General features: G+C 65.3%; 17 protein-coding genes. 14 read left to right on the top strand and 3 right to left on the bottom strand.

Annotated features, from left to right (window positions below):
- Positions 1-2 precede the first annotated feature (2 nt).
- The 10 genes from OA56_RS06875 to OA56_RS06920 all read left to right on the top strand — a co-directional run bounded on the left by OA56_RS06875 (position 3) and on the right by OA56_RS06920 (position 15060).
- A complete protein-coding gene (locus OA56_RS06875) occupies positions 3-1610 on the top strand; it encodes a site-specific DNA-methyltransferase (RefSeq protein ID WP_461584257.1) in 1608 nt (535 codons plus the stop codon).
- Between the two features lie 3 nt (positions 1611-1613).
- Positions 1614-2135: a zeta toxin family protein gene (locus OA56_RS06880; protein WP_461584259.1), complete on the top strand. Its 522-nt coding sequence runs from the start codon at positions 1614-1616 to the stop codon at positions 2133-2135.
- Positions 2132-2350 (top strand): hypothetical protein, encoded by a 219-nt coding sequence (locus OA56_RS06885; protein ID WP_461584261.1) that lies wholly within the window; start codon positions 2132-2134, stop codon positions 2348-2350. Before OA56_RS06880 ends, OA56_RS06885 begins: the two co-directional genes overlap by 4 nt.
- Positions 2347-5070 carry a DEAD/DEAH box helicase gene (locus tag OA56_RS06890; protein ID WP_461584263.1) on the top strand — a complete coding sequence of 908 codons (2724 nt, stop codon included), beginning with the start codon at positions 2347-2349 and terminating at the stop codon, positions 5068-5070. The genes OA56_RS06885 and OA56_RS06890 overlap by 4 nt, the downstream gene beginning before the upstream one ends.
- Before the next feature lie 15 nt (positions 5071-5085).
- The gene (locus OA56_RS06895) at positions 5086-6558 is read left to right on the top strand and encodes a DUF3375 domain-containing protein (protein WP_055422491.1); all 1473 of its coding nucleotides are present in this window, start codon (positions 5086-5088) and stop codon (positions 6556-6558) included.
- A gap of 26 nt (positions 6559-6584) precedes the next feature.
- Positions 6585-7262: a DUF4194 domain-containing protein gene (locus OA56_RS06900; protein WP_055422723.1), complete on the top strand. Its 678-nt coding sequence runs from the start codon at positions 6585-6587 to the stop codon at positions 7260-7262.
- Entirely contained in the window at positions 7255-10650 is a 3396-nt protein-coding gene (locus OA56_RS06905; RefSeq protein ID WP_461584265.1) for an ATP-binding protein, read from the top strand. Before OA56_RS06900 ends, OA56_RS06905 begins: the two co-directional genes overlap by 8 nt.
- A gap of 61 nt (positions 10651-10711) precedes the next feature.
- Positions 10712-12511, top strand: coding sequence for a GmrSD restriction endonuclease domain-containing protein (locus OA56_RS06910; protein WP_169114659.1), 1800 nt, complete (start codon positions 10712-10714; stop codon positions 12509-12511).
- 47 nt (positions 12512-12558) lie between these two features.
- Positions 12559-13791, top strand: a complete 1233-nt coding sequence (locus OA56_RS06915) for a DUF3322 domain-containing protein (protein ID WP_169114657.1) — start codon at positions 12559-12561, stop codon at positions 13789-13791.
- 171 nt (positions 13792-13962) lie between these two features.
- Positions 13963-15060 carry an NADH:flavin oxidoreductase/NADH oxidase gene (locus tag OA56_RS06920; protein WP_461584268.1) on the top strand — a complete coding sequence of 366 codons (1098 nt, stop codon included), beginning with the start codon at positions 13963-13965 and terminating at the stop codon, positions 15058-15060.
- Between the two features lie 9 nt (positions 15061-15069).
- Here the strand turns inward: OA56_RS06920 and glmS are convergent, their stop codons facing one another.
- Positions 15070-16902 (bottom strand): glutamine--fructose-6-phosphate transaminase (isomerizing), encoded by a 1833-nt coding sequence (gene glmS / locus OA56_RS06925; RefSeq protein WP_461584270.1) that lies wholly within the window; start codon positions 16900-16902, stop codon positions 15070-15072.
- 4 nt (positions 16903-16906) lie between these two features.
- Positions 16907-18274 carry a bifunctional UDP-N-acetylglucosamine diphosphorylase/glucosamine-1-phosphate N-acetyltransferase GlmU gene (gene glmU / locus OA56_RS06930; RefSeq protein ID WP_461584272.1) on the bottom strand — a complete coding sequence of 456 codons (1368 nt, stop codon included), beginning with the start codon at positions 18272-18274 and terminating at the stop codon, positions 16907-16909.
- Between the two features lie 147 nt (positions 18275-18421).
- Between glmU and OA56_RS06935 the strand changes: the two genes are divergently transcribed.
- The 4 genes from OA56_RS06935 (at position 18422) to OA56_RS06950 (ending at position 23584) form a co-directional block, all read left to right on the top strand.
- Entirely contained in the window at positions 18422-19837 is a 1416-nt protein-coding gene (locus OA56_RS06935) for a bifunctional enoyl-CoA hydratase/phosphate acetyltransferase (protein WP_461584274.1), read from the top strand.
- Positions 19838-19855: 18 nt separating this feature from the next.
- Complete coding sequence (locus OA56_RS06940; protein ID WP_055422484.1) at positions 19856-21115, top strand: acetate/propionate family kinase; 1260 nt, start codon at positions 19856-19858, stop codon at positions 21113-21115.
- A complete protein-coding gene (locus OA56_RS06945; protein ID WP_461584276.1) occupies positions 21112-22839 on the top strand; it encodes a proline--tRNA ligase in 1728 nt (575 codons plus the stop codon). Before OA56_RS06940 ends, OA56_RS06945 begins: the two co-directional genes overlap by 4 nt.
- 88 nt (positions 22840-22927) lie before the next feature.
- Complete coding sequence (locus tag OA56_RS06950; RefSeq protein WP_461584307.1) at positions 22928-23584, top strand: lytic transglycosylase domain-containing protein; 657 nt, start codon at positions 22928-22930, stop codon at positions 23582-23584.
- On the opposite strand, the gene tldD is transcribed toward OA56_RS06950, so the two are convergent.
- A complete protein-coding gene (tldD, locus tag OA56_RS06955; RefSeq protein WP_461584309.1) occupies positions 23559-25019 on the bottom strand; it encodes a metalloprotease TldD in 1461 nt (486 codons plus the stop codon). The two genes, OA56_RS06950 and tldD, sit on opposite strands and share 26 nt — an antisense overlap.
- Between the last annotated feature and the right edge of the window lie 2 nt (positions 25020-25021).

Here is a 25021-nt window from a genome sequence, read left to right on the forward strand (position 1 = left end):
CCATGCCAACATTGAACTGGATCGGCAAAGAAGCCGTCGTCAAACACCACCGGGAAGTTCCTTTTCGCCTGCTCGAGCCGGTCGCCGATCTCTCCTGCGGCCCGGCCGATTCGGGCAACCTGATCGTGCAGGGCGACAACCTGCACGCCTTGAAGGCGCTGCTGCCGCGCTACGCCGGCCAGGTGAAATGCATCTACATCGACCCGCCCTACAACACCGGCAACGAGGGCTGGGTGTACAACGACAACGTCAACAGCCCGGAGATTCGCAAGTGGCTGGGCGAGGTGGTCGGCAAGGAAGGCGAGACCCTCGACCGCCACGACCGCTGGCTGTGCATGATGTACCCGCGCCTCGTGCTCTTGAGGCAGTTCCTGCGCGAGGATGGGGCGATTTTCGTGTCGATCGACGACAACGAGGTGGCGACGCTGCGGTTGTTGATGGATGAGGTGTTCGGGAAAAGAAACTTCATCGAAACAATAATTTGGGAAAAAAACTATGCCCCCAAAGCCTCATCTCGTCATTTTTCAGAATCACATGACTACATAGTCGTATATGCTATGAATTCAGATCGTTGGACTCGAAACCTGATTCCTCGCTCTGAAAAACAGAATAAAATGTACAAAAATCCTGATAATGATCCTCGTGGTCCATGGCGCCCAAATAATCTTGCTGCTCGAAATTTTTATAGCAAAGGAACATATTCCATTACTTGTCCATCAGGAAGAGTCATTTCTGGCCCTCCAAAAGGATCGTACTGGCGTATTTCTGAAGAAAAGTTCAAAGAATTAGATGCCGATGGGCGAATTTGGTGGGGGATAGATGGGAACAATATACCAGCGCCTAAAATTTTTCTTTCAGAGGTCACTCAAGGCGTTGTTCCCATGAGTATTTGGTATTACAAAGACGTAGGCCACACACAGGAAGCCAAGAAAGAATTGCTCGAACTGGTCGATTTCGCCTCCAGCGACGACGTGTTCATTACCCCCAAACCCACCCGCCTAATTCAGCGCATCCTGCAAATCGCCACCGACAAGGGTTCACTCGTCCTCGACAGTTTCGCCGGCTCCGGCACCACCGCCCACGCGGTCCTGAAACAAAACGCCGAGGACGGCGGCAAGCGCCGTTTCATCCTTGTCGAGATGGACCCGGGCATCGCGCAAAACGTCACCGCCGAGCGCGTGCGCCGGGTGGCGCAGGGCTACACCAATGCCAAGGGGCAGGCGGTGGCAGGGTTGGGCGGCGGATTCCAGTTCTGCCGCCTCTGCCCCGAGCCCTTGTTCGACGCCGACGGCCAAATCCGCGGCGACGTGACCTTTGCCCAGCTCGCCGAATTCGTCTGGTTCGTGGAAACCGGCACGGGCTTTAGCGGCACAGCCGACTCGCCGCTCCTGGGCATCTTTGAGGGCCGGGCCATTTATCTCCTCTACAACGGCATTCTCAAGGACAAATCGGCGGACGGCGGCAACGTGCTCACCAGCGCCGTGTTCGAGGCGCTGCCGCCCTTCGCCGGCCCAAAAGTGATCTACGCCGCCGCCTGCCGCCTGGGCAGCGCCCGCCTCGCGCGCGAGGGCATCATCTTCAAGCAAACGCCCTACGCGCTGGAGATGTGAGCCATGCAGGCGCGCAAGGTCATCATCATTGCCGGGCCAAACGGCGCGGGCAAAACCACGTTTGCGCGCGAATTTTTGCCCAACGAGGCCGGTTGCCCGGTGTTTGTGAACGCCGACCTGATCGCCGCGGGGCTAGCACCATTTGCGCCGGAGAAGGCGGCCGTACAGGCTGGTCGCCTGATGTTGCAAGAACTCTCGCGGCACTTCGCGGCCCGCGAGAATTTCGCGTTCGAGACCACGCTAGCCGGGCGTGGCTATGTACACCACATCCGTGCCTGGCAGGCAGCCGGCTACCGGGTCAAGCTGATTTTTCTGCAACTCGACAGCCCCGAGGAAGCCATTGCCCGTGTCGCGCAGCGCGTCCGTCAGGGCGGACACGCCATTCCTGAAGCGACGATCCGCCGCCGCTTTGCGGCCGGCCTGGAAAATTTCCAACGCCTGTATGCCCCGCTGGTGGACGCTTGGGCGCTGTATGACAACGCCGGCGCCACGCCGGTATTGCTGGACTGGAGCGAGAAGCCATGAATCCACGACCGATCGAAACCGCGCAGGATGAGGACTTGCGCCTATCACGTCAGGCCATGCAACGCGCTGCCGCGCGTGCCTGGGAAATCGCGGCCCGCACCGGTACGGCCATCATCATCCGCCGTGCTGGCGTGATCGAGGCGGTACGGCCGGCGGAGCTCGATCCGCTGCAGCGCCAGCAGGCACCGCACGCGCCCGACGCAGGAAAGCCATGACCCCCTTCACCCCCAAAACCTACCAGCAGCAGGTGCTGGACAGCGTGGAGGCCTATTTCAAGGCTTGCCACGAACTCCCCTCGCCCGCGCTTGCCTTCACCGCCACGACCGAACGCCTGTGGGGCCGCGGCAATCCGTACCACCCGCTCACGGGCTTTCCGGCCGACATGCCGTACTTCTGCCTGCGCGTGCCGACCGGAGGCGGCAAGACCTGGCTCGCAGCGAAAAGCGTGGCGCTGGTGAACACGCACCTGCTGCGTTGCGAGTACAGCGTAATTTTGTGGCTGGTGCCCAGCAAGTCGATCCGCGAGCAGACGATCAAGGCGCTGAAGGATCGCAGCCACCCCTATCACGCCGCGCTGCGCGAGGCAGGGCCGGTGACGGTGCTCGATCTGGAAGAAGCCAAGAGCGTGACGCGCGCCACGCTGGACACGTCCACCACCGTGATCGTCGCCACGCGCCAGGCGTTTCAGGTGGAGGATGAGGAATGCCGCAAGGTGTATCAGTCGAGCGGCGCGCTGATGCACCACTTCGACAACCTCTCGCCCCACCAGCGCGATGCCTTGCTGACCGAAGGCGAGGGCAGCGAGCGCACCGTGCCCTATTCGCTCGCCAACGTGCTGCGCCTGCGCCGGCCCTTCGTGATCGTGGACGAAGCGCACAACAGCCGCACGGAGCTCGCCTTCGACATGCTGGCGCGCTTTCGCCCGAGCGGCGTGCTGGAGCTCACCGCCACGCCCGATCTCACGCGCACGCCGAGCAACGTGTTGCACAGCGTCTCGGCGGCGGAATTGAAAGCGGAGGAAATGATCAAGTTGCCGGTGTTGCTCGAAACCGAGCCGAACTGGCAGCAGTGCCTCGCCGATGCGCTCACCCGGCGCGAGACGCTGCACCGGCTGGCGGAGGAAGCCCGCCGCGCTGGCGCGCCCTACCTGCGCCCGGTGGTGCTGATTCAGGCCGAAGCTCGCCGCGCCGGGGTGGAAACGCTCGATGTGGCGCGCGTAAAAAACGAGCTGATCACCAACCACGGCATTCCGTCCGAGGAGATCGTCGTGGCCACGGGTGAGGAAAAGGGGTTGGAAAGCATCGACGCCTCGTACCCCAAAGGGATTGCCGACCCCGCCTGTCCGGTGAAATTCGTCATCACCCAGAAGGCGCTCGCCGAGGGTTGGGATTGCCCGTTTGCCTACATTCTGGTGAGCATGGCCGAGCTGAAATCGGCCACGGCGGTGGAACAGCTGCTGGGGCGCATCCTGCGCCAGCCGAACGCGCGCCACTTTGCCGACCAGCGCCTCAATCAATCCTACGCATTCGTGGTGTCGCGCAACTTTGCCGAAACAGCGGCCGCGCTGCGCGACCGGCTGGTGGCCGGGGCCGGCTTCGAGCGGCGCGAGGTGGCCGAATTCGTGGCTGCGGCTTTGCCGGAGCAGGCGCGTCTCGACCTGGAAGCTCACGCCGGGCGTGTGGTGGTGCGGCCGGTGGCGGTGACGCTGCCGGAAAAGCCCGACCTCAAAAGCGTGCCGAAACCGGTGCGCGACAAACTGAGCTGGGACAGTGCGCTCAACACCCTGACCCTGCACGCGCCGCTCTCGGAAGATGAAACCGAAGCGCTCAAGGCATCGGTCACTTCCGCAACGGCAGCCGCGGCCATTGAGGAAGCTGCCGAAAAGAGCCGCACGACGGCGATCGAGTTTTTTCAGACACCGGCCGAACAGGGTGAGCGCTTTCGCGTGCCGCAGCTGGCCTTGCGCGTGCAGGGCAAGTTGCAGCTCTTCGACGATCCGGAAGTGCTCGAATATCCGTGGAACCTCTCGCTCTACGACGCCGAACCGACGGCCGGCGAACTCGCAGCCTTGGGTGCGGCGCTCAAGGTGGCCGAGGGCGGCGAAATCGACGTCGACGCGGGTGGTCACGTGGTGTCGCGTTTCCTGCCCGAATTGCAGCGCGACTTGGGTCTCGTGTATCCACCCGAACACTGGGACGAAGTACGCCTCGCCACCTGGTTGTGCCGCAACCTGCCCGAACCGTCGCTGACCCATGAGAACAAGCAGGCGTTCGTCGCCGCGTGGCTCACGGCCTTGCTGCGCCGGGACGGCTTCACGCTGGCGCGCGTCAACCTGCAGAAGTTCCTGATCCGCAATCTGATCGAAGCGCGTATTCGGGAACTGCGCAAACAGGCTGTCGGCAAGGCGTACCAGCAGACCTTATTCGGTGACGATGCGGCCTCGCGCGTGGCAGTGAGCGACCAATACGTCTTCGAGTTTCACGCCCTGGCTTATGCGCCCAGTCGCGACTACGACGGACGATTCGGGCATTTCGACTTCCGCAAGCACTTCTACGGCCGCATCGGCGACTTCGACAGCAAAGAGGAGTTCGAATGTGCCTGCCAATTGGACATATGGGCACAGCAGGGCCGCATCAAGTTCTGGGTGCGCAATCTCGTGCGCCGCGAAGGCTGCTCCTTCTTCCTGCAGAAAGCCGACGGCCGCTTCTACCCGGATTTCCTGTGCCAGTTACCAGATGTGGCAGGTCAGCCCGGGCCGATTCTCGCGGTTGAATACAAGGGTGCGGATCGTTGGAACGGGGCCGAGAATGACCGCCTGATCGGCGGCCTGTGGGCGAATCTTTCTGAAGGGCGCTGCCGATTCGTGATGGTCACGGATAGGCGATGGGATTGGATTGAGGCGCAGCTGAACCGTTTGCCGGTTCCGCAGCGCTGAGTCCGTGACGTCACCATGGACCACGCCACCCTCTCCCTCCTGCGCGAGCGCCATCCCGCCTGGCGGCTGCTGGCTTCGCCGTACGCGCCGCTCGTGGCGAGTTTTCTGCACCGGGTGTTCGTAGCACCTAACGTGCGGGTAATGCCGGAGGTCGACCTCGTCGAAGCGCTGGAGGATGATCTCTATGCGCTGCGCGAACAGCTCGGGCCTGACGCCTACCCCAAGAGCGCCCTGGACTACCTCAACGACTGGGCTGCACCCGACAAGGGGTGGCTGCGCAAGTTCTACAAGCCCGGCACGGACGAGGCGCAGTTCGACCTGACGCCGGCCGCCGAGAAAGCGATCGCATGGCTGCAGACGCTCACCGAGCGGCCGTTCGTCGGCACCGAATCGCGCTTGCTGACGCTCTTCGCGTTGCTGGAGCAGATCAGCGCCGGAACCGAAGCCGACCCGGCCAAGCGCGTGAAGGAACTGCGCAAAAAGCGCGATGCGCTCGACGCCGAGATCGCCCGCGTGCTGGCAGGCGAGGTACCGCTCTTGGACGACACGGCGGTCAAGGATCGCTTCTTGCAGTTCCAGCATCTGGCACGCGAGCTGCTCGCCGATTTTCGCGAAGTGGAGCACAACTTCCGCCAGCTCGACCGCAAGGTGCGCGAGAAGATCGCGCTGTGGGAAGGCGCCAAGGGCGAGCTGCTCGACGAGATCATGGGCGAGCGCGACGCCATCGGCAACTCCGACCAGGGGCGCAGCTTTCGCGCGTTCTGGGACTTCCTCATGTCCAGCCGGCGGCAGGAGGAGCTTTCCGAACGGCTCGATCGGGTGCTGGCACTGCCCGCGGTCGCGCAGCTTGCACCGGATCCGCGCACGCGCCGAGTGCACTACGACTGGATGGAGGCCGGCGAACACACCCAGCGCACCGTGGCGATGCTCTCGCAGCAGCTGCGCCGTTTTCTGGACGACCGAGCATTCCTTGAGCACCGCCGCATCCTCGACCTGCTGCACGGCATCGAGAGCAAGGCGCTGGCACTGCGCAAGGCCATGCCCGCCGGCACGGTCATGCACATCGACGCCATGGGCGCGGACGTAGAACTACCGTTCGAGCGTCCCCTGTATACGCCGAGCGAGAAGCAACGTCTGGCCGATCTGGCACTCGTCGCCGGCAAGGATGATATCGATACCGCGCGTCTGTTCGACCAGATCGTGGTAGACAAAGCACGCCTGCGGTCAGCCGTGCAGCGAGCGCTGCGCTGCCAACCGCAGATCACACTGCGCGAGTTGCTGGAGGCCGAGCCCTTGCGCCAGGGTCTGGCCGAGCTGGTGGCTTATCTGGAGCTAGCCCACGCCGCTGATGCCGGTGATGCGCCGAACGGCTGGCGGGTCGTGGTGGATGATGCTCACCCCGAGACGATTCGTTGGCAGGGCAGCGATGCCGCGGGCGAGACCGTGATGCGCACGGCACACCTGCCGCGGGTGATTTTCACGCGCTGAAATCCGCTGGGGGAAAAATGGATATGATGAGCGATGCCCTGAACGACGACAGCACGATGGACGTGCCGTCCAGCGCACCGCCGGCCGTGCCCGAGCTGTCGCGGCTAATGGTGCACCTCCTCAAGGGCGTCCTTTACCGCGACGACGACGAGCGGCTGTGGGAGAGCCTCTTGCGCCTGCAGGCGCGCGTCAGGGAACAGGCCGCCGTGCTGCTGCTCGAGCTGGTGCTGGACGAAGCCGAGGGCTTCGCGTTCCTCAAAAGCCGCCCAGACCCGGACGAAGCCGACGGCGCACCGCGCCTGCCTCGGCTCATTGCGCGCCGGCCTCTGTCCTACCCGGTAAGCCTGATGCTGGCGCTGCTCAGAAAGCGCCTGGCCGAGTTCGACGCTGGTGGCGGCGACACGCGGCTGGTGCTCTCGCGCGACGAGATTGCCGAGCTGATGCGAGTGTTCCTGCCCGATGGCACCAACGAGGCCCGGCTGATCGACCAGGTGGACGCGACTCTCGCCAAGGTGGTCGATCTGGGCTTTCTGCGCCGACTCAAGCCTGCTGCCGGCAGTGTGCAGGACCGGGGGCACTACGAGGTGCGGCGCATCCTGAAAGCCTTCGTGGATGCGCAATGGCTGGCCGAGTTCGACGCGCGCATGGAGGGTTACCGCACGGCGCTGTCGTCCGGTGCCGCCAAGGAGGCAGGCGATGCTTGAAGTGTCAACGCTCGACCTCGACTTCGTGGGCGACGACAGCCGCGTGGGTTTTCGGCTGCAGCGGCTGGAGGTGCTGAACTGGGGCACCTTCGACAAGCGGGTGTGGCGCCTGGAGCTCGACGGGCGCAACGGCCTGCTCACCGGCGACATCGGCTCGGGCAAGTCCACGCTGGTCGATGCCATCACCACCTTGCTGGTGCCGGCGCAGCGCGTGGCCTACAACAAGGCGGCCGGGGCGGACGCACGCGAGCGCTCGCTGCGCTCCTACGTGCTGGGCCACTACAAGAGCGAGCGCAACGAGGTCACCGGCACTGCCCGCCCTGTGGCGCTGCGCGATGCGTCGAGCTACTCGGTCATCCTCGGCATGTTCCGCAACGAGGGCTACGACCAGGCAGTGACGCTCGCGCAGGTGTTCTGGCTGAAGGATCCGCAGGGCCAGCCTGCGCGCCTGTTCGTAGCCGCGGAGCGCGAACTTACCCTCGCCGACGACTTCAGCGGCTTTGGCAGTGACATCACGGCGCTGCGCAAGAAGCTGCGCGGTGCGGGCTGCGAACTGTTCGACAGCTTTCCGCCCTACGGCGCCTGGTTCCGCCGTCGATTCGGCATCGAGCACGAGCAGGCGCTGGAGCTCTTCCACCAGACCGTCTCGATGAAGTCGGTGGGCAACCTCACCGACTTCGTACGCAGCCACATGCTGGAGCCCTTCGATGTGGGCAGCCGCATCGAGGCGTTGATCCGCCACTTCGATGACCTGGACCGGGCGCATCAGGCGGTGCTCAAGGCCAAGCGGCAGGTGGATTTGCTCACACCCCTGGCCGAGGACGGCAAGCGTCACCAGCGGCTTTCGGCCGAGATCCAGGGCTGGCGGGAGGCGCGCGACCAGCTTCGGCCGTACTTCGCCCGGCAGAAGGGCGAGCTGCTGGAACGCCGCCTCGGTCTGCTGGCGCAGGATGCAGCCCGGCTCGACGCGCAGATCGAGCGCCTGGACATTCAGCGCGAAACCGAGCGCATCGAGCTTGGCCGCCTGGAGCGGGCCCTGCGCGACAACGGCGGCGACCGCCTGGAGGAGCTGGCGGCGGAGATGCGCCGTCTGGAGCAGGAAAAGATCCAGCGCCAGCAGAAATCGGATCGCTTTCAGACGCTGCTGGCGCGCATCGACGAGGCAGCGCCGGCCGATGAAGCCGGCTTTCTCGCCCAGCAGCAGAACATCGCCCAGCGCGCCGAAGGCTTGCGCGAGCGCATTGCCGACCTGGACAACCGCGAGCGCGAGGAGGACTTTGCTTTCCGCAAGGGTCGTGAAGAGCACGCCGTCTTGTCCGATGAGATCGACAGTCTGCAGCGGCGCAAGAGCAACATCAGCGCCGCCCAGATTCGCATCCGCGATGCGCTGTGCGCGACGCTGGGCATCACCGAAGACGAACTGCCTTTCGCGGGCGAGCTCATCCAGGTGCGCGAGGACGAACGCGACTGGGAAGGTGCCGCCGAACGGCTGCTCCATGGCTTCGGCCTTTCGCTCTTGGTGCCGGAGGCGCACTACAAGGCCGTTGTGGACTGGGTGGACCGCCAGCATCTGGGTGCCCGGCTGGTGTACTTCCATGTGCGTCCGCGAAAGGCGGCGCCGGGCGTGGCGCTGCATCCGCAGTCACTGGTGAAGAAGCTCGCCATCAAGCCGGATTCGCCGCACTCCGAGTGGCTGGGACAGGAACTGCGCCAGCGCTTCGACGTGGCCTGCTGCGACACCGGCGAGCAGTTTCGCCGCGAGGCACGCGCCATCACGCGTGCAGGACAAATCAAGGACCCGAGCGGGCGCCACGAGAAGGACGACCGCAGCGCCATCTCCGATCGCAGCCGCTACGTGCTCGGCTGGAGCAATGCCGACAAGCTGCGCGCCTTGCACGACCGGCGGCAGCGTCTGGAGGAGAAGCTCGCCATGCTCGGGCAGCGCATCGGCGAAATCCAAGCGGCGCGCAACGAACTGCGGGGCCGGCTGGATGCCCTCAGCAAACTGGAAGAATTCACGCGCTTTGCCGACATCGACTGGATGAGCCTGGTTCGGAGAATCGGCGATCTCACCGAGGAACGGGCGAGGCTGGAAGCCGCCTCCGACGCGCTGCAAGAATTGGCGCGCCAGCTCGAGGCGGTGCAAGGGCGGCTTACGGAGGTAGAGCGCCAGCGCGACGCGGCCCGCGACAAGCGCTCGGCGGTCGCCACCAGGAAAGAGGCGGCGCAAACACTGTGTGATCAGGCCCGCACCATTTGGGCTGACGCACCGCTGACCGAAACGCAGATCGCGCGTCTGGACGCCTGGCGTGCGCAGGCGCTGGGCGAGCATCAACTCACGGTCGAATCATGCGACAACCGCGAGCAGGAGCTGCGCGACTGGCTGCAGGCTCGCATCGACATGGAGGACAAGCGCCTGGCGCGCCTTACCGAGCGCATCGTCAATGCCATGCGCGGTTTCAAGGAGGAGTTCAAGGCCGAGACGGCCGAAATGGACGTTGCACTCGCGGCATTGCCGGAGTATGAACGCCTGCTCGCCAGCTTGCAGAGCGACGACCTGCCGCGCTTCGAGGCGCGCTTCAAGGAGCTCTTGAACGTCAACACCATCAACGAGATCGCCAACTTCAACGCCCAGCTCGCCCGCGAACGAGAGACGATCAAGGAGCGGGTGGACTTCATCAACCAGTCGCTCGCCGCCATCGACTACAACCCCGGCCGCTTCATCAAGCTCATCGCGCAGCCCAGTCCGGACGCCGAAGTGCGCGACTTTCAGCAGGACTTGCGCGCGGCCACCTCCGGCGCGCTCACCGGCTCGGCCGACGAGCAGTATTCGGAGGCCAAATTCCTGCAGGTCAAGGCCATCATCGACCGCTTCCGGGGCCGCGAGGGCCTGACCGACGCCGACCGGCGCTGGACCGCCAAGGTCACCGACGTGCGCAACTGGTTTTTGTTTTCGGCCAGCGAGCGCTGGCGCGCCGACGGTGCCGAGTACGAGCACTACACCGACTCGGGCGGAAAATCGGGCGGACAGAAAGAAAAGCTCGCCTACACCGTGCTCGCGGCAAGCCTGGCCTACCAGTTCGGGTTGGAATGGGGGGCGGTGCGTTCGCGCAGTTTCCGCTTCGTGGTGATCGACGAGGCCTTCGGGCGCGGCTCGGACGAATCTGCGCAGTACGGGCTGCGCCTCTTCCAGCAGCTCAACCTGCAACTGCTGATCGTCACACCGCTGCAGAAAATCCACATCATCGAGCCCTTCGTGGCCAGCGTCGGCTTCGTGCACAACGAGGGCGGGCGCGACTCACGGCTGCGTTGCCTGACGATCGAAGAGTACCGGGCGCAGAAGGCCGATAAAGGCAGCGCAGAAAGAAGTAAAAAATCCGAAACATGACGTAAAAGAGCGGAAATGCATATACCATGCCAACCGAATCAAGCCCACACGGAGGTGGCCTATGAAGAAAACCCAGAAATACGCTGTCAACCAATACATGATCGAAAGCCTGCTCGCCAATGTGCGTGAGGGCGAGATCGCCATCCCGGAAATCCAGCGGCCTTTCGTCTGGGATGCCTCCCAAGTGCGTGACCTCATGGATTCGCTCTATCAGGGATTCCCGGTGGGTTATCTGATCGCCTGGCGCAATCCGGACGTGAAACTCAAAGATGGCAGCACGGCTGCGGGCAGGATGATCCTGATCGACGGCCAGCAGCGCGTCACGGCGCTCACGGCCGCAATGCTCGGGCAGGCGGTCATCAACAAAGATTATCGAAAGGTACGCATCTCGATTGCCTTCCACCCCATCGAGGAGCGCTTCGAGGTTAGCAACGCCGCCATCGCCAGAAACACGGCGTGGATCGTTGACATTGCGCCCATGGTATGCGGCGAAATCAAGCTGACCAAAGCGGTTCGCAGTTATCTCAAGGCCAACCCGCAGGCCGACGAGGACAAGGTGGAGGAGGCGCTCGCCAACCTCACCGACATCGCCAAGAAGCAGATCGGCCTCATCGAGTTATCCCACGACCTGGACATCGAGACCGTTACGGAAATCTTCATCCGCATCAATTCAAAAGGCGCGGTGCTGTCCCAAGCGGACTTCGCCATGTCCAAAATCGCCGCCGACACGCGCTATGGCGGCCAGATGCTCAGAAAGTGCATCGACTACTTCTGTCATTTAGCGGTAGCGCCCGACTTTTACGACCACATCAAGAACAACGATGCCGAATTCTCGGCGTCGTCTTACTTACAGAAAATGGCTTGGCTGCGCCACGAGAACGATGATCTCTACGACCCCAACTACAATGATCTGCTGAGGGTGGCATTCACCAGCCAGTTTGGGCGCGGCAAGCTCGCTGATCTGGTCAGCCTGCTCTCGGGCCGCAATTTCGAAACCAAAAACTACGAAGAGACCATCGCCGAAGCGTCTTTCGCCAAGCTAAACGAGGGGGTGCTCAACTTCATCAATGAGTCCCACTTCAAGCGCTTCGTGATGATCATCAAGTCGGCGGGCTTCATCACCCGCGAGATGATTCGCACCCGAGGCGCCCTGAACTTTGCCTACATCGTTTACCTGCGGCTGCGCGCACAGGGCATCCATGACGGAAAGATAGAATCCTTCGTGCGACGCTGGTTCGTCATGTCGATACTGACAAACCGCTACACTGGTTCCTCCGAGACACAGTTCGACCAAGACATTCGTCGGATCGCGGCGGGCGATTTCGGCGACATCCTAGCCAAGGTGGAACAAGCCGACCTGTCGCCGGCATTTTGGGATGTGGGTCTAGTGCAGCAGCTGGAAACTTCCGGCACCAGCAGCCCCTATTTCTGGGTGTTCATTGCTGCGCAGGTTCGTGCGAACGACACCGGCTTATTATCCAAGGACATCACGGTACGCGAACTGGTCAGCCACATGGGCGACATCCATCACATCTTCCCGCGCGATTTACTGAAAAAAGCCGGGCTAGGCCCAAGCCAGTACAATCAGATCGCCAACTTCGCTTACACCCAGCAAGAGATCAATATCAAAATCGGCAACAAGCCGCCGCGTGACTATTTCGCTGAAATACTGCAGCAGTGTCGGGGCGGTGCACTCAAATACGGCGCGATCGACGACGAGGCAACACTCAAAGCCAATCTTGCGACCAATTGCGTGCCGGAATCCATCATGGACATGGATGTCGCTCAGTATGAGGAATTTCTCAAGCAGCGTCGACAGTCGATGGCAGCGAAAATCCGGGCTTACTACGAAAGACTCTGAATTTTCAATAAATTGGCAAGGATTTGGAACAATACCCGCGCTATCCCATGAGCTGGACCACGCCGGCAGACCTACGCGCCCAGGTGCAACGCCTGTGGGAACGGGGCGAGTTGCTGCGTGCGACGGTCACGGACGCCATGGCGTGGCCCTTGCGTCTGAGTTTGAAGACGCCCAGCGCTTCGGACCTCTCCGATCGCTTCGATGCCGTGCGCGACTGGGTGCGCGCCATTGCCGAGATCCCGCAGGTTCGAATCGAATGGCGCGAGTGGAACCACCGTGTGCAAGGAATGCAGCGTCTCCCTGCCGCCGTCTGGCTCGATACCGTGCAGAATGCTTTGGCCTTGATTGGCAAGGCGCGTCAGGCGCAGCGGTTCGAGGCGCTCTGGCAGCAGACGGCTGCCGCGCAGCCCATGCTTATGGCATGGCTGTCCCGGCGGCCGATCCAGGCACTGGAGCTCGCCGACCGTTGGGAACGCCTGCTGGCGGTGGTGGCCTGGCTGCAGGCCCATCCGCGCCCGGGCGTGTATTTGCGCCAGGTGGACGCACCTAGGGTGGACAGCAAGTTCATCGAGACCCACCGCGGCGTGCTCGCCGAGTTGTTGGACCTGGCCCTGCCACCCGAGGCCATCGACGCCGCCGCGACCGGCACCGCCCGGTTCGCCCGTCGATTCGGCTTCCTCGACAAGCCGGTGCGAATCCGGTTTCGTCTGCTCGACCCGGCGCTGCCCAGCCTGCCAGGCTGTCAGGACGTGCCGCAGCAGCTACCCGACCTCACGCTCGACGCCGCTAGTTTTTCGGCGCTTCACCTGCCCGTCGCTCGCGTCTTCATCACCGAGAACGAGACCAACTTCCTGGCCTTTCCGCCGGTGACCGGAGCCATCGTGATCTTCGGCGCCGGCTACGGCTGGGACGCACTGGCGCGCACCGATTGGCTGCACCGATGCCAGTTGTTCTATTGGGGCGACCTCGACACCCACGGCTTCGCCATCCTCGACCAGTTGCGCGCCCACTTCCCGAGCGCGGCGTCCTTCCTCATGGACCGACAGACGCTGCTCGCCCACCGTATGCACTGGGGCGAGGAAGCCGACCCGGCACGCCACGACTTGCCGCGTCTCACGCCCGACGAGGCGGCCGTGTATGACGACCTCCGCTTCGATCGCCACCAGCCCCGGTTGCGGCTGGAACAGGAACGCGTGGGCTTTGGCTGGCTGTGCGATCGACTGGCGCGCATTCCCTTGACCGCCCTTCCCCCGGAACCTCGTCTGCCCAGGCAGAAATAAAAATGCCATTTATTCCATTAGTTTTTTGACCAAAATTGCAGTAAGGCCTGATTTTCTCGAAACGCATCGCTCCATGGTTCGCCCATCTCTTTTGCCAAATCCCCCTCCCTTGCCTACACTGATCCCACCCAGTTCCTTCGCCATATTCTTTCCCAAGAGGAGTCTTCCGCCATGTCCGCTCTGTTTTCACCGTTCACGCTCAAGGAAGTGCGGCTGCGCAACCGCATCGCCGTCTCGCCGATGTGCCAGTACAGCGCCGAGGAGGGCGTGGCCAACGATTGGCACACGGTGCATTATGCGAGCCTCGCCCGGGGCGGGGCCGGTTTGGTGGTGGTCGAGGCGACGGCCGTCTCGCCCGAGGGGCGCATCACGCCCCATTGCCTGGGGCTGTGGAACGACGCCCAGGCCGAAGCGCTCGCGCAGGTGGCCGCCGGCATCAAGAAAGCCGGCGCGGTGTCTGGCATCCAGATCGGCCACGCCGGCCGCAAGGCGAGCGCCAATCGCCCCTGGGAGGGGGACGACCATCTTCCGGAGGACGATCCCCGCGCCTGGACGCCGATCTCGCCTTCGGCCATTCCCTTCGGCGCGAACCTGCCGCGCGTGCCCCGCGAGATGACGCTGGAAGACATCACCCGGGTACAGGGCGACTTCGTGGCAGCGGCCCGGCGTGCGCTGGAAGCCGGGTTCGAATGGCTGGAGCTGCACTTCGCCCACGGGTATCTGGCGCAGAGTTTCTTTTCGGTGCATGCCAACCGGCGCACCGATGCCTACGGTGGAGACGCGGAGCGGCGCGGCCGTTTTCTGCGCGAGACGCTGGCGGCGGTGCGCGAGGTCTGGCCCGAGCGGCTGCCGCTCACGGCGCGTTTCGGCGTGATCGAGTTCGACGGCCGCGACGAGGAAACGCTCGCCGAATCCATCGAACTGGCGCGTGCCTTCCGTCGGCTCGGGCTCGACCTGCTCGACGTGAGCATCGGCTTTTCGACGCCGACGGCGAAGATTCCCTGGGCGCCGGCCTTCATGGTGCCGATCGCGGCGCGGGTGCGCGAGGCCACGGGCCTACCGGTGGCTTCTTCCTGGGGCATCGACGTGCCGGCCACGGCCAACGAGGCGGAGGCGAGCCAACGGCTCGACCTCGTCATGGTGGCGCGCGCCCATCTCGCCAATCCGCACTGGCCCTACAAGGCGGCGCTGGAACTGGGCGAGGAGCGGCCGTCCTGGGTCCTGCCGGCGCCCTACGCCCATTGGCTGGAGCGCTACGGCAGGACGTGAGATCGACCCTCACTCCACCGTCACGCTCTTGGCGAGATTGCGCGGCTTGTCCACGTCGGTCCCTTTGACGAGCGCCACGTGGTAGGCCAGAAGCTGCAGCGGCACCACGTGGAGGATGGGGGCGAGCATGGCGTCGTGCGAGGGCACGACGATGGCGTGTACGCCCTCTTCTCCGCCCACGCCGCTGCCATCTTCGGCAAAGACGAAGAGTTCGGCGCCGCGGGCGCGCACTTCCTGCAGGTTGGACTTGAGCTTCTCCAGCAGGTCGTCGCGCGGAGCCACCGCCACCACGGGCATCTCGCGGTCTACGAGCGCGAGCGGCCCGTGCTTGAGCTCGCCGGCCGGGTAGCCCTCGGCATGGATGTAGCTGATCTCCTTGAGCTTGAGGGCGCCTTCGAGGGCGATGGGCCAGTGCGTGCCGCGCCCGAGAAAGAGCGCGTGTTGGCGGTCGGCGAAGCGCTGCGCCCATTGCTCGATCTGGGGTTCGAGTTGCAGCACGCGCCCGAGCGCCGCCGGCAGGCGCCGCAGCGCATCCAACCGGTTCGCTTCCACCGCATCGGGCAGCCGTCCGCGTTGCTTGGCGAGGGTGAGCGCAAGGAGCGCGAGCGCCGTGAGCTGGGTGGTGAATGCCTTGGTCGAGGCCACGCCGATCTCGGGGCCGGCGCGGGTGAGAAAGGCGAGCCTGGCCGTGCGCACGATGGCCGATTCGGGGACGTTGCAGATCGCCAGCGTCTGCGTCATTCCCTGGCCTTGGGCGTGGCGCAGGGCGGCGAGCGTGTCGGCGGTCTCGCCGGATTGGGAGATCGCCACCACTAGCGTCTTCGCATCCGGCACCGAGACGCGGTAGCGGTATTCGCTGGCGATCTCCACCGTGGTGGGCAGGCCCGCATATTCTTCCAGCCAGTAGCGCCCGACCATGCCGGCGTGGAAACTCGTGCCGCAGCCGAGGATCAGCACCCGGTCGATGGCGGCGAACGTCTCCTCGGCGTCGGGGCCGAAGAGCGCCGGGGTGAGGTGCGCGCCACCAGCCACGGATTCGAGCGTGTCCCAGATCGCCTCGGGCTGCTCGAAGATCTCTTTTTGCATGTAGTGCCGGTAGCCTGCGAGCTGCACCGCGTCGGCCGTGACGTGGGTGAGCCGCACCGGCCGCTCCACCGTTTCGCCCGATTCGTCGACGATCTGCACCCCCTCGAGCGTGAGCCGGGCGCAGTCGCCCTCTTCCAGATAGACCACGCGGCGCGTCTGCGCCACCAGCGCCGAAACGTCGGAGGCGGCATAGACACCGTCCTCGGCCAGCCCCAGCACCAGCGGGGCGCCGCGTCGCGCTACGACCACCTCGCCCGGCGCAGTGGCGTCGATCACCGCGATAGCAAACGCTCCTTCGAGTTCGCGCATCGCTGCCTGAACGGCGGGAAAGAGCGGGGCACCAGCCCGACGCTTGCTCGCCACGAGGTGCGCGATCACCTCGGTATCGGTCTCGGAGGTGAAAACGTAGCCTTCGGCCTCGAGCCGCGCGCGCAGGGCGGCGAAATTCTCGATGATGCCGTTGTGCACCACCGCCACCGTTCCCGAGACGTGCGGATGCGCATTGCGCTCGGACGGCGCCCCGTGCGTGGCCCAGCGCGTATGGGCGATGCCCACTAGCCCGTCCAACCCTTCCTCGGCCACCAAGTGCCGCAGCTGCGCCACCCGCCCCTGCACCCGGGCACGGGCGATGCGCCCTTCTCCATCGATTACCGCCAGACCCGCCGAGTCGTAGCCGCGATATTCCAGGTGCGCCAAGCCCTCGAGCAGTACATCCACCACCGAAGCGCGGCCGATGGCCGCGACGATTCCACACATCGTGCTACTCCTTTTTCTTGGTCGGCCGTTGCCAGCCGGAAAGGGTACGCTGCGGCGCCCGGGAGACGGTGAGCGCCTCGGGCGGCGCATCGCGCGTGAGCGTCGTGCCCGCGCCGAGCGTCGCCCCGCGCCCCACCCGCACGGGAGCGACGAGCTGGGTGTCGCTGCCGATGAAGGCCTCGTCTTCGATCACCGTGCGGTGCTTGTTCGCCCCGTCGTAGTTGCAGGTGATGGTGCCCGCGCCGATATTGACGCGCGCGCCGATTTCGGCGTCCCCCAGATAGGCGAGGTGGTTCGCCTTCGTCTCCGGTCCGAGGGAGGAATTCTTCACTTCGACGAAGTTGCCTATATGCACGCCGTGCGCCAGCCTCGTGCCGGGACGCAGACGGGCGTAGGGGCCGACCACCGCCTGCGGCCCGATTTCGGCGCCTTCAAGATGGGAGAAGGCCCGGATCTCGGCCCCCTCGAGCACCGTGCAGTCGGAAAGCACGCAGTACGGCCCCACCCGCACCCCGTCGGCGAGCACCACGCGGCCGGAGAAGACGCAGCCGACGTCGATCGTCACGTCCAGGCCGCACTCGAGCGTGCCGCGCACCTCGAGTCGCGCCGGATCGAGCAGCGTCACCCCGGCGCGCAGGAGCCGCTCGGCCTCGCGCCGCTGATAGAGGCGTTCGAGCTCGGCCAGCTGCGCCTTGTCGTTTACGCCGGCCACTTCCGTCGCATCCTCCGCTTCTACGCCGATCACCGACACGGCCTCGCGCACCGCGGCGGCGACGACGTCGGTGAGATAGTATTCGCCCTGGGCGTTGGCGTTGGTGAGCGCCTCGAGCCAGGCGGGAAGACGCGCGGCCGGCAGCGCCATCACGCCGGTATTGATCTCGGTGATCGCGCGCACGTTCGCATCGGCATCCTTTTCCTCGACGATGGCGCGGATGCGCCCGCCCGCGTCGCGCACGATGCGCCCGTAGCCGCGAGGATCGGGTAGCCGCGCGGTGAGGATCGCCAGCGCCTTGCCCCCTTCGGCCGCCTCCAGCAGCCGCGCGAGCGTCTGCGGCCGCAACAGCGGCACGTCGCCGTAGAGCACGAGCACCACGTCTTCTTGGCTAAGGCAAGGCAGCGCCATGCGCAGCGCGTGCCCCGTGCCCAATTGGGGGTGCTGTTCCACCCACACGAGATCGCCCTGCGCCGCAAACGCCTCGCGAACCTGTCCCGCCTCGTGCCCGACGACGACGAGCAGACGCCGCGGATCGAGGCTTCGGGCCGTGTCGAGCACGTGGGCGAGCAAGGGACGGCCGGCGAGCGGTTGCAGCACCTTGGGCAGGCGCGAGCGCATGCGCGTGCCCTTGCCGGCGGCCAGGATCACCACGTCCATCGTCTTCCTTCCGCACCGAAAAAAGGAATTATCGCGTAGACCCCGCTGCGAGCGGACGGGATGAACGTTTACGAACGTTACGCACCAGCCTGTTCATTCTGCCTATACCACCTATAATGGTGCAGAGCAAAAAACGGAGCCACGTAAATGACCTCGCTTGCCACGGAAACCATCGAGAATCATCCGTTCGACGAAATCCAGATCGGCCAGACGGCGCAGATGACGCGCACGCTGCGCCCCCAGGACATCCCGCTTTTCGCGGCCATCTCCGGCGACGTCAACCCGACCCACCTCGATCCCGAGTTTGCCAAAAAGGGGCCCATGCACGAGGTGGTCGGCCATTCCATGTGGGGCGGAGCGCTCTTCTCTGCGCTCCTCGGTAACCAACTCCCGGGCCCGGGCACCGTCTACGTGCGCCAGGATCTGCGTTTCCATCGCCCCATCACCGTGGGGGATACGCTCACCGCCAGCGTCACCGTCAAGGAAAAGAATCCGCAGAACCACCACGTCGTCTTCGAATGTCTGGCCGTCAATCAAGACGGTCTCAAGGTAATCGATGGCATCGCCGAGGTCATCGCCCCCACGGAGAAGATCCGCTGCGCCAAGCTGCATCTGCCCGAGATTTCGGTCACCGACAAGGAATTGCGCTACCGCCAGATCATGTCTCGGGTGAAAGGTCTCGAACCGATTACCGTGGCCGTGGCGCACCCCTGCGACGAACCCTCGCTGGGCGGCGCGCTCGAGGCGATGCAGGCCGGCATCATCCGCCCCATCCTCGTCGGGCCCAAGGCGAAGATCCTCGCCGCGGCGCAGGCGCTGGGCGCCGATCTCTCCGGGTTGCAGATCGTCGACACGCCGCACTCGCACGCCTCGGCCGAAGTCGCCGTGCAGCTGTGCCGCGAGGGCAAGGCCGAAGCCCTCATGAAAGGATCGCTGCACACCGACGAGCTCATGTCGGCCGTCGTGGACAAGGAGAAGGGGCTACGCACCGCGCGGCGCATCAGCCACGTCTTCCTCGCCGACGTGCCCACCTATCCCCGGCCGCTGATGATCACCGACGCCGCAGTCAACATCGAGCCCACGCTGGAAGAAAAAGTCGACATCGTGCAGAACGCCATCGACCTCGCCCATGCGCTGGGTATCGCCGAGCCGAAAGTCGCCATCCTCTCGGCGGTGGAGACCGTCACCTCGAAGATCCGCTCGACGATCGACGCCGCCGCCCTGTGCAAGATGGCCGACCGTGGGCAGATCAAGGGGGGGCTGCTCGACGGGCCGCTCGCCTTCGACAACGCCGTCTCGCAGGTCGCCGCCCGCATCAAGGGCATCCGCTCGGCGGTAGCGGGCAATGCAGACATCCTCGTCGTGCCCGACCTGGAAGCCGGCAACATGGTGGCCAAGCAGCTCGAATACCTCGCCAATGCCCTGATGGCTGGCATCGTGCTGGGAGCCAAGGTCCCCATCGTGCTCACCAGCCGCGCCGACACGCCCGAGACGCGCGCCGCTTCCTGCGCCGTGGCCCAGGTGCTCGCCCATGCCAAGCGCACCACCGGCCTTCCCTCCTGACCGACTCCGAGGTATTCCATGCGACGTCCTGCCCTTCTCACACTCAACGCCGGATCGAGCAGCGTCAAATTCTCTCTCTTTCTCGTCGAGGATGACACCATCGTCGAAACGCCCCACGTATGGGGTCAGATCGACGGCATCGGCACGGCCCATCCCCGCTGGCGGGTGCGCCGCGGCAAAAACCCCAGCGAAACGGTCGCGCTTTCTCTGACAGGCTCGCTCGACCAGCAACATGAAGACGCGTTCACCCACCTCGTCGACTGGCTAAGCACCCACGTCGACGACGTGAAGATCCTCGCCACGGGGCATCGCATCGTCCACGGCGGAGCGCGCTTCCACGAACCCGTGCGGCTCACGCCCGAAATGGTCACGGAGCTGGAGCAACTCGTACCGCTCGCCCCGCTGCACCAGCCGCACAACCTGCGCCCGATCAAACGCATGCTCGAACGACGCGCCGATTGGGTCCAGGTCGGCTGCTTCGACACGGCCTTCCACACCACCCAGCCAAAACTCGCCCAGATGTTTCCTCTACCGCGAAAGCTCTTCGACGAGGGCATACGGCGCTACGGCTTTCACGGCCTGTCCTACGATTACGTCAGCCGTCGCCTGCCCGAAGTCCTGGGCCCCGAGCGTGCCAAGGGACGGGTGATCATTGCCCACCTGGGCAACGGCGCCTCGCTGTGCGCCCTGCGCGAAGGCAAGAGCGTGGCCACCACCATGGGATTCACCACCATCGACGGGCTGATGATGGGCACGCGCAGCGGCAGCATCGATCCCGGCCTCGTGCTGCACCTCATCGAATACGGCGGCATGAGCGTCACCCAGGTCGATCACATGCTCTACAAGGAATCGGGGCTGCTGGGCGTATCCGGCATCAGCCAGGACATGCGGGAGCTGCTCGCGAGCGACGATCCGCACGCCAGGGAAGCGGTCGAGCTCTTCTGCTACCGCCTGGTACGCGAGATCGGGTCGCTCGCGGCCGCCCTCGGCGGGCTCGACGCGCTCGTCTTCACTGCCGGCATCGGCGAGCATGCCGCGCCGGTGCGCGCGCGCGTGATCGAACGGCTCGACTGGCTCGGCGCCGTGCTCGATCCCCAGGCGAACGAGCGTATCGCCGGCATCGCCGGGCGCATCGACGCGCCGGATAGCCGCGTGGCCCTTGCCGTGGTACCCACCAACGAAGAAGCGATGATCGCGCGCTATACCCTGGAAGTCCTGCGGCGGGAAGGCTCTGCTACAATCGCCGCCAATCCTCCAGCCGCCGATGCGAACCGATGAAAGCCAGCCACGCCCACCTCGTCACGCTCAAGGAAGCCCCGGCCGATGCCGAGATCGTCAGCCAGAAACTCATGATCCGCGCCGGCATGATCCGGCGCATCGCCGCCGGCATCTATGCCTGGCTCCCCTTGGGCTTGCGCAGCCTGCGCAAGGTCGAAGCCATCGTGCGCGAAGAAATGAACCGCGCCGGCGCCGTCGAAGTGCTCCTGCCGGTGGTCCAACCGGCGGAGCTATGGCAGGAGTCGGGGCGCTGGGAACATTACGGCCCGGAGCTGCTGCGCTTCAAGGATCGGCACCAGCGCGACTTCGTGCTCGGCCCCACGCACGAAGAGGTGATCACCGACCTCGTGCGCCGCGACGTCAAGAGCTACCGCCAGCTGCCACGGCACTTCTACCAGATCCAGACCAAATTCCGCGACGAGATCCGCCCGCGCTTCGGCGTGATGCGCGCGCGCGAATTCATCATGAAAGACGGTTACTCGTTTCATGCCGATTTCGCCGATCTCGAGCGCGAATACCGCAACATGTACGACACCTATACGCGGATCTTCACCCGGCTGGGGCTGAAGTTTCGCGCCGTGGCGGCCGACACGGGTTCCATCGGCGGCACCGGGTCGCACGAATTCCACGTCATCGCCGACACCGGCGAGGACGACATCGCCTATTGCCCCGCCTCCGACTATGCGGCCAACGTCGAACTAGCCGAAGCGTTGCCTCCGGCCGGGCCGCGCCCCGCACCGGGCGAGCCGCTCGTCAAGGTGCATACCCCGGGGGTGAAGACCATCGCCGATCTGGTCGATTTCCTCAAAATCCCCATCGAGCGCACCGTCAAGGCGATCGTCGTCGAAGGGGAAGACGGCGCCCCGGTGCTCTTGCTCCTGCGCGGCGACCACGAACTCAACGAGATCAAGGCGCAGAAACTTCCGGGCATCAAGAACCCGCTCACTTTCGCCGACGAGGCGGCCATCCGCGCCGCGTTCGGCGCCGGGCCGGGATCTCTCGGGCCCGTCGGCTTCACCGGCCGAATCATCGCCGACCGCACCGTGGCCAAGATGGCCGACTTCGTGATCGGAGCCAACGAGGACGAGCACCACTACACCGGCGCCAACCTCGGCCGCGACTTCCCCCAACCGGAAGTGGCCGATCTGCGCAACGTCGTCGCCGGTGACCCCTCGCCCGACGGCAAAGGCACGCTCGAGATCTGCCGCGGCATCGAAGTGGGGCACATCTTCCAGCTGCGCACGAAGTACTCCGAGGCGATGCACTGTACCTTCCTCGACGCCGAAGGGCGTGAGCGCCCGATGGAGATGGGCTGCTACGGCATCGGCGTCTCCCGCATCCTGGGCGCGGCGATCGAACAGAACCACGACGAGCGCGGCATCCTCTGGCCTGCGGCCATCGCCCCCTTCGAAGTCGTCATCTGCCCCATCGGCGCGGCCAAATCCCCCATGGTGGCGGAAGCGGCCGAAGCGATCTACCGCGACTGTCTCGCTGCCGGCCTCGACGTCGTGCTCGACGATCGCAACGAACGTCCCGGCGCCATGTTCGCCGACTGGGAACTCGTCGGCGTGCCCTGGCGGGTGGTGGTGAGCGAGCGAGGGCTCGCCGCGGGTCGCTACGAAGTACAGCACCGCCGCGAACGCGAGGCACGCACGCTCCCCATCGGCGACGTCGTGGCCGAACTCGCCGCCGCGATCAGCGCCGAGAAAAGACCGCTGGGGTGATTTCGGGACGAGTTCGGTTACGCCGAATGGGTCGCGCCAAGGCCCGAGCCATTGGGTGAAAGTATTTGGCAAGAATCCGGTGCCCATGATGCAGCCGCCGTCTCACCCGCGCTTTTTCTCCCGGTCCGCGGCCAGATTCCTGCTCGCGGCGGCGCTCCTGCTCGCCGCGCTCGCCCCCGTCACGACGCAGGCAGGCGCCCAGATCTACGAACCGCTCGCCGACAGCGTGCGCGAGGCGCTCTCGGCCATCGTCGCCGACGCTCCCGTCGCCCCCGAGCGCATCCGCCGCGATCCGCTTGCCGCGCGCTGGATCGATGCGCAAAGCGAGCGGCTCGCCCGCCGCGTTCCCGACCCGGCCGAGCGCGAGGAGCTGCTCGCCACCGTCTACTACGAATCCGCCCGCGCCGGGCTCGACCCGGAACTGGTGCTCGGCCTCATCGAGGTGGAGAGCGGTTTTCGCAAATACGCCGTCTCCACGGCCGGGGCGCGCGGCTACATGCAGGTGATGCCCTTCTGGGTCGGGCTCATCGGCACCCCGCAGCACAACCTCTTTCACCTGCGCACCAACCTGCGCTATGGCTGCACCATCCTGCGCCACTATCTCGACCTCGAAAAAGGCGACCTCTACCGCGCGCTGGGGCGCTACAACGGCAGTCTGGGGCGGCCCGAGTACCCCAACGCGGTGCTGGCGACCTGGCGCAAGTACCGCCAGCCCGAGCTCAGCCCTGCGTCCCTCCGACGGTGATGCCCTCCACGCGCAGCGTCGGCTGACCCACCCCCACCGGCACGCTCTGCCCGTCCTTGCCGCAGGTGCCGATGCCCGGATCCAGCGCGAGATCGGTGCCGATCATCGAGACGCGCTGCATCACCTCGGGGCCGCTGCCGATCAAGGTCGCGCCCTTGATGGGGTAGCACACTTTCCCGTCTTCCACCCAGTAGGCTTCCGACATGGAAAAGACGAACTTACCGGAAGTGATGTCGACCTGTCCGCCGCCGAAATTGACCGCGTAGATGCCGCGCTCGACCGAGGCGAGGATCTCCTCGGGGTCGTGCGCCCCCGCGAGCATGTAGGTGTTCGTCATTCTAGGCATCGGCCCGTAGGCGTAGGACTCACGCCGCCCGTTGCCGGTGGGCTTCATGCCCATCAACCGGGCGTTGAGGCGATCCTGCATGTAGCCCACGAGGATGCCATCCTCGATGAGCACGGTCGGCTGGGTGGGCGTGCCCTCGTCGTCGAGGGTGAGCGAGCCGCGGCGCAGCGGCAAGGTCCCATCGTCGACCACCGTCACACCCGGGGCGGCCACCCGCTCGCCGATCCGCCCGCTATAGGCCGAAGTCCCCTTGCGGTTGAAATCCCCTTCCAGGCCGTGCCCCACCGCCTCGTGCAGCAGCACGCCCGGCCAGCCGGGTCCGAGCACCACCGTGAAGACGCCAGCCGGAGCCGGCCGCGCCTCCAGGTTCACCCGTGCCTGATGCACCGCCTCGCGGGCAAGGCGCTCGAGCGCCGCCTCGTCGAAGGCGGTAAGGCCATAGCGCCCGCCCATGCCGCTCGAGCCGCTCTCGCGCCGCCCGTCCTGCGACATGATGACGGTGAGCGACAGACGCACGAGCGGGCGCAAGTCGGCGGCAAGCGTTCCGTCGCTGCGGGCAACAAGCACCGTCTCCCACGAAGCGGCGAGCCCCGCCATCACCTGCTCGACGCGGGCATCCAAGGCGCGCGCCTTCGCTTCCAGCCGCTCCAACAGCCGCACCTTCTCTGGCGCGGGCAGGGTTCCCACCGGATCGACGGCCGGGTAGCGCGCCGGCGGCAACGCGTCGCGGCGCAGGTCCACCCGCCGCGCCTGTCCGAGTGCGGCGACCGCGCGCACCGTGCGCGCCGCCTCCAGGAGCGAGGCCGGTCGCAGGTCGTCGGTATAAGCGAGCGCCTGTTTCTCCCCGGCGATCGCCCGCACCCCCACGCCCTGCTCGATGGAGAAGGCGCCGGACTTCACGATCCCCTCTTCGAGGGACCAACTCTCCACGTGGCGCAGCTGGAAATACACGTCCGCCTCATCCACGGCGTGGGTCTGCACCTGTGACAAGGTCGAAGACACGTCCTCCAGCCTCAATCCATTGGCCTCGAGCAGCCGCTCTTCGGCCAGCGCCAGCGCGTCGACCTTTGCTTCCTTCACCTCCGCCATTT

The sequence above is a fragment of the Tepidiphilus sp. HLB4 genome (assembly GCF_054823945.1).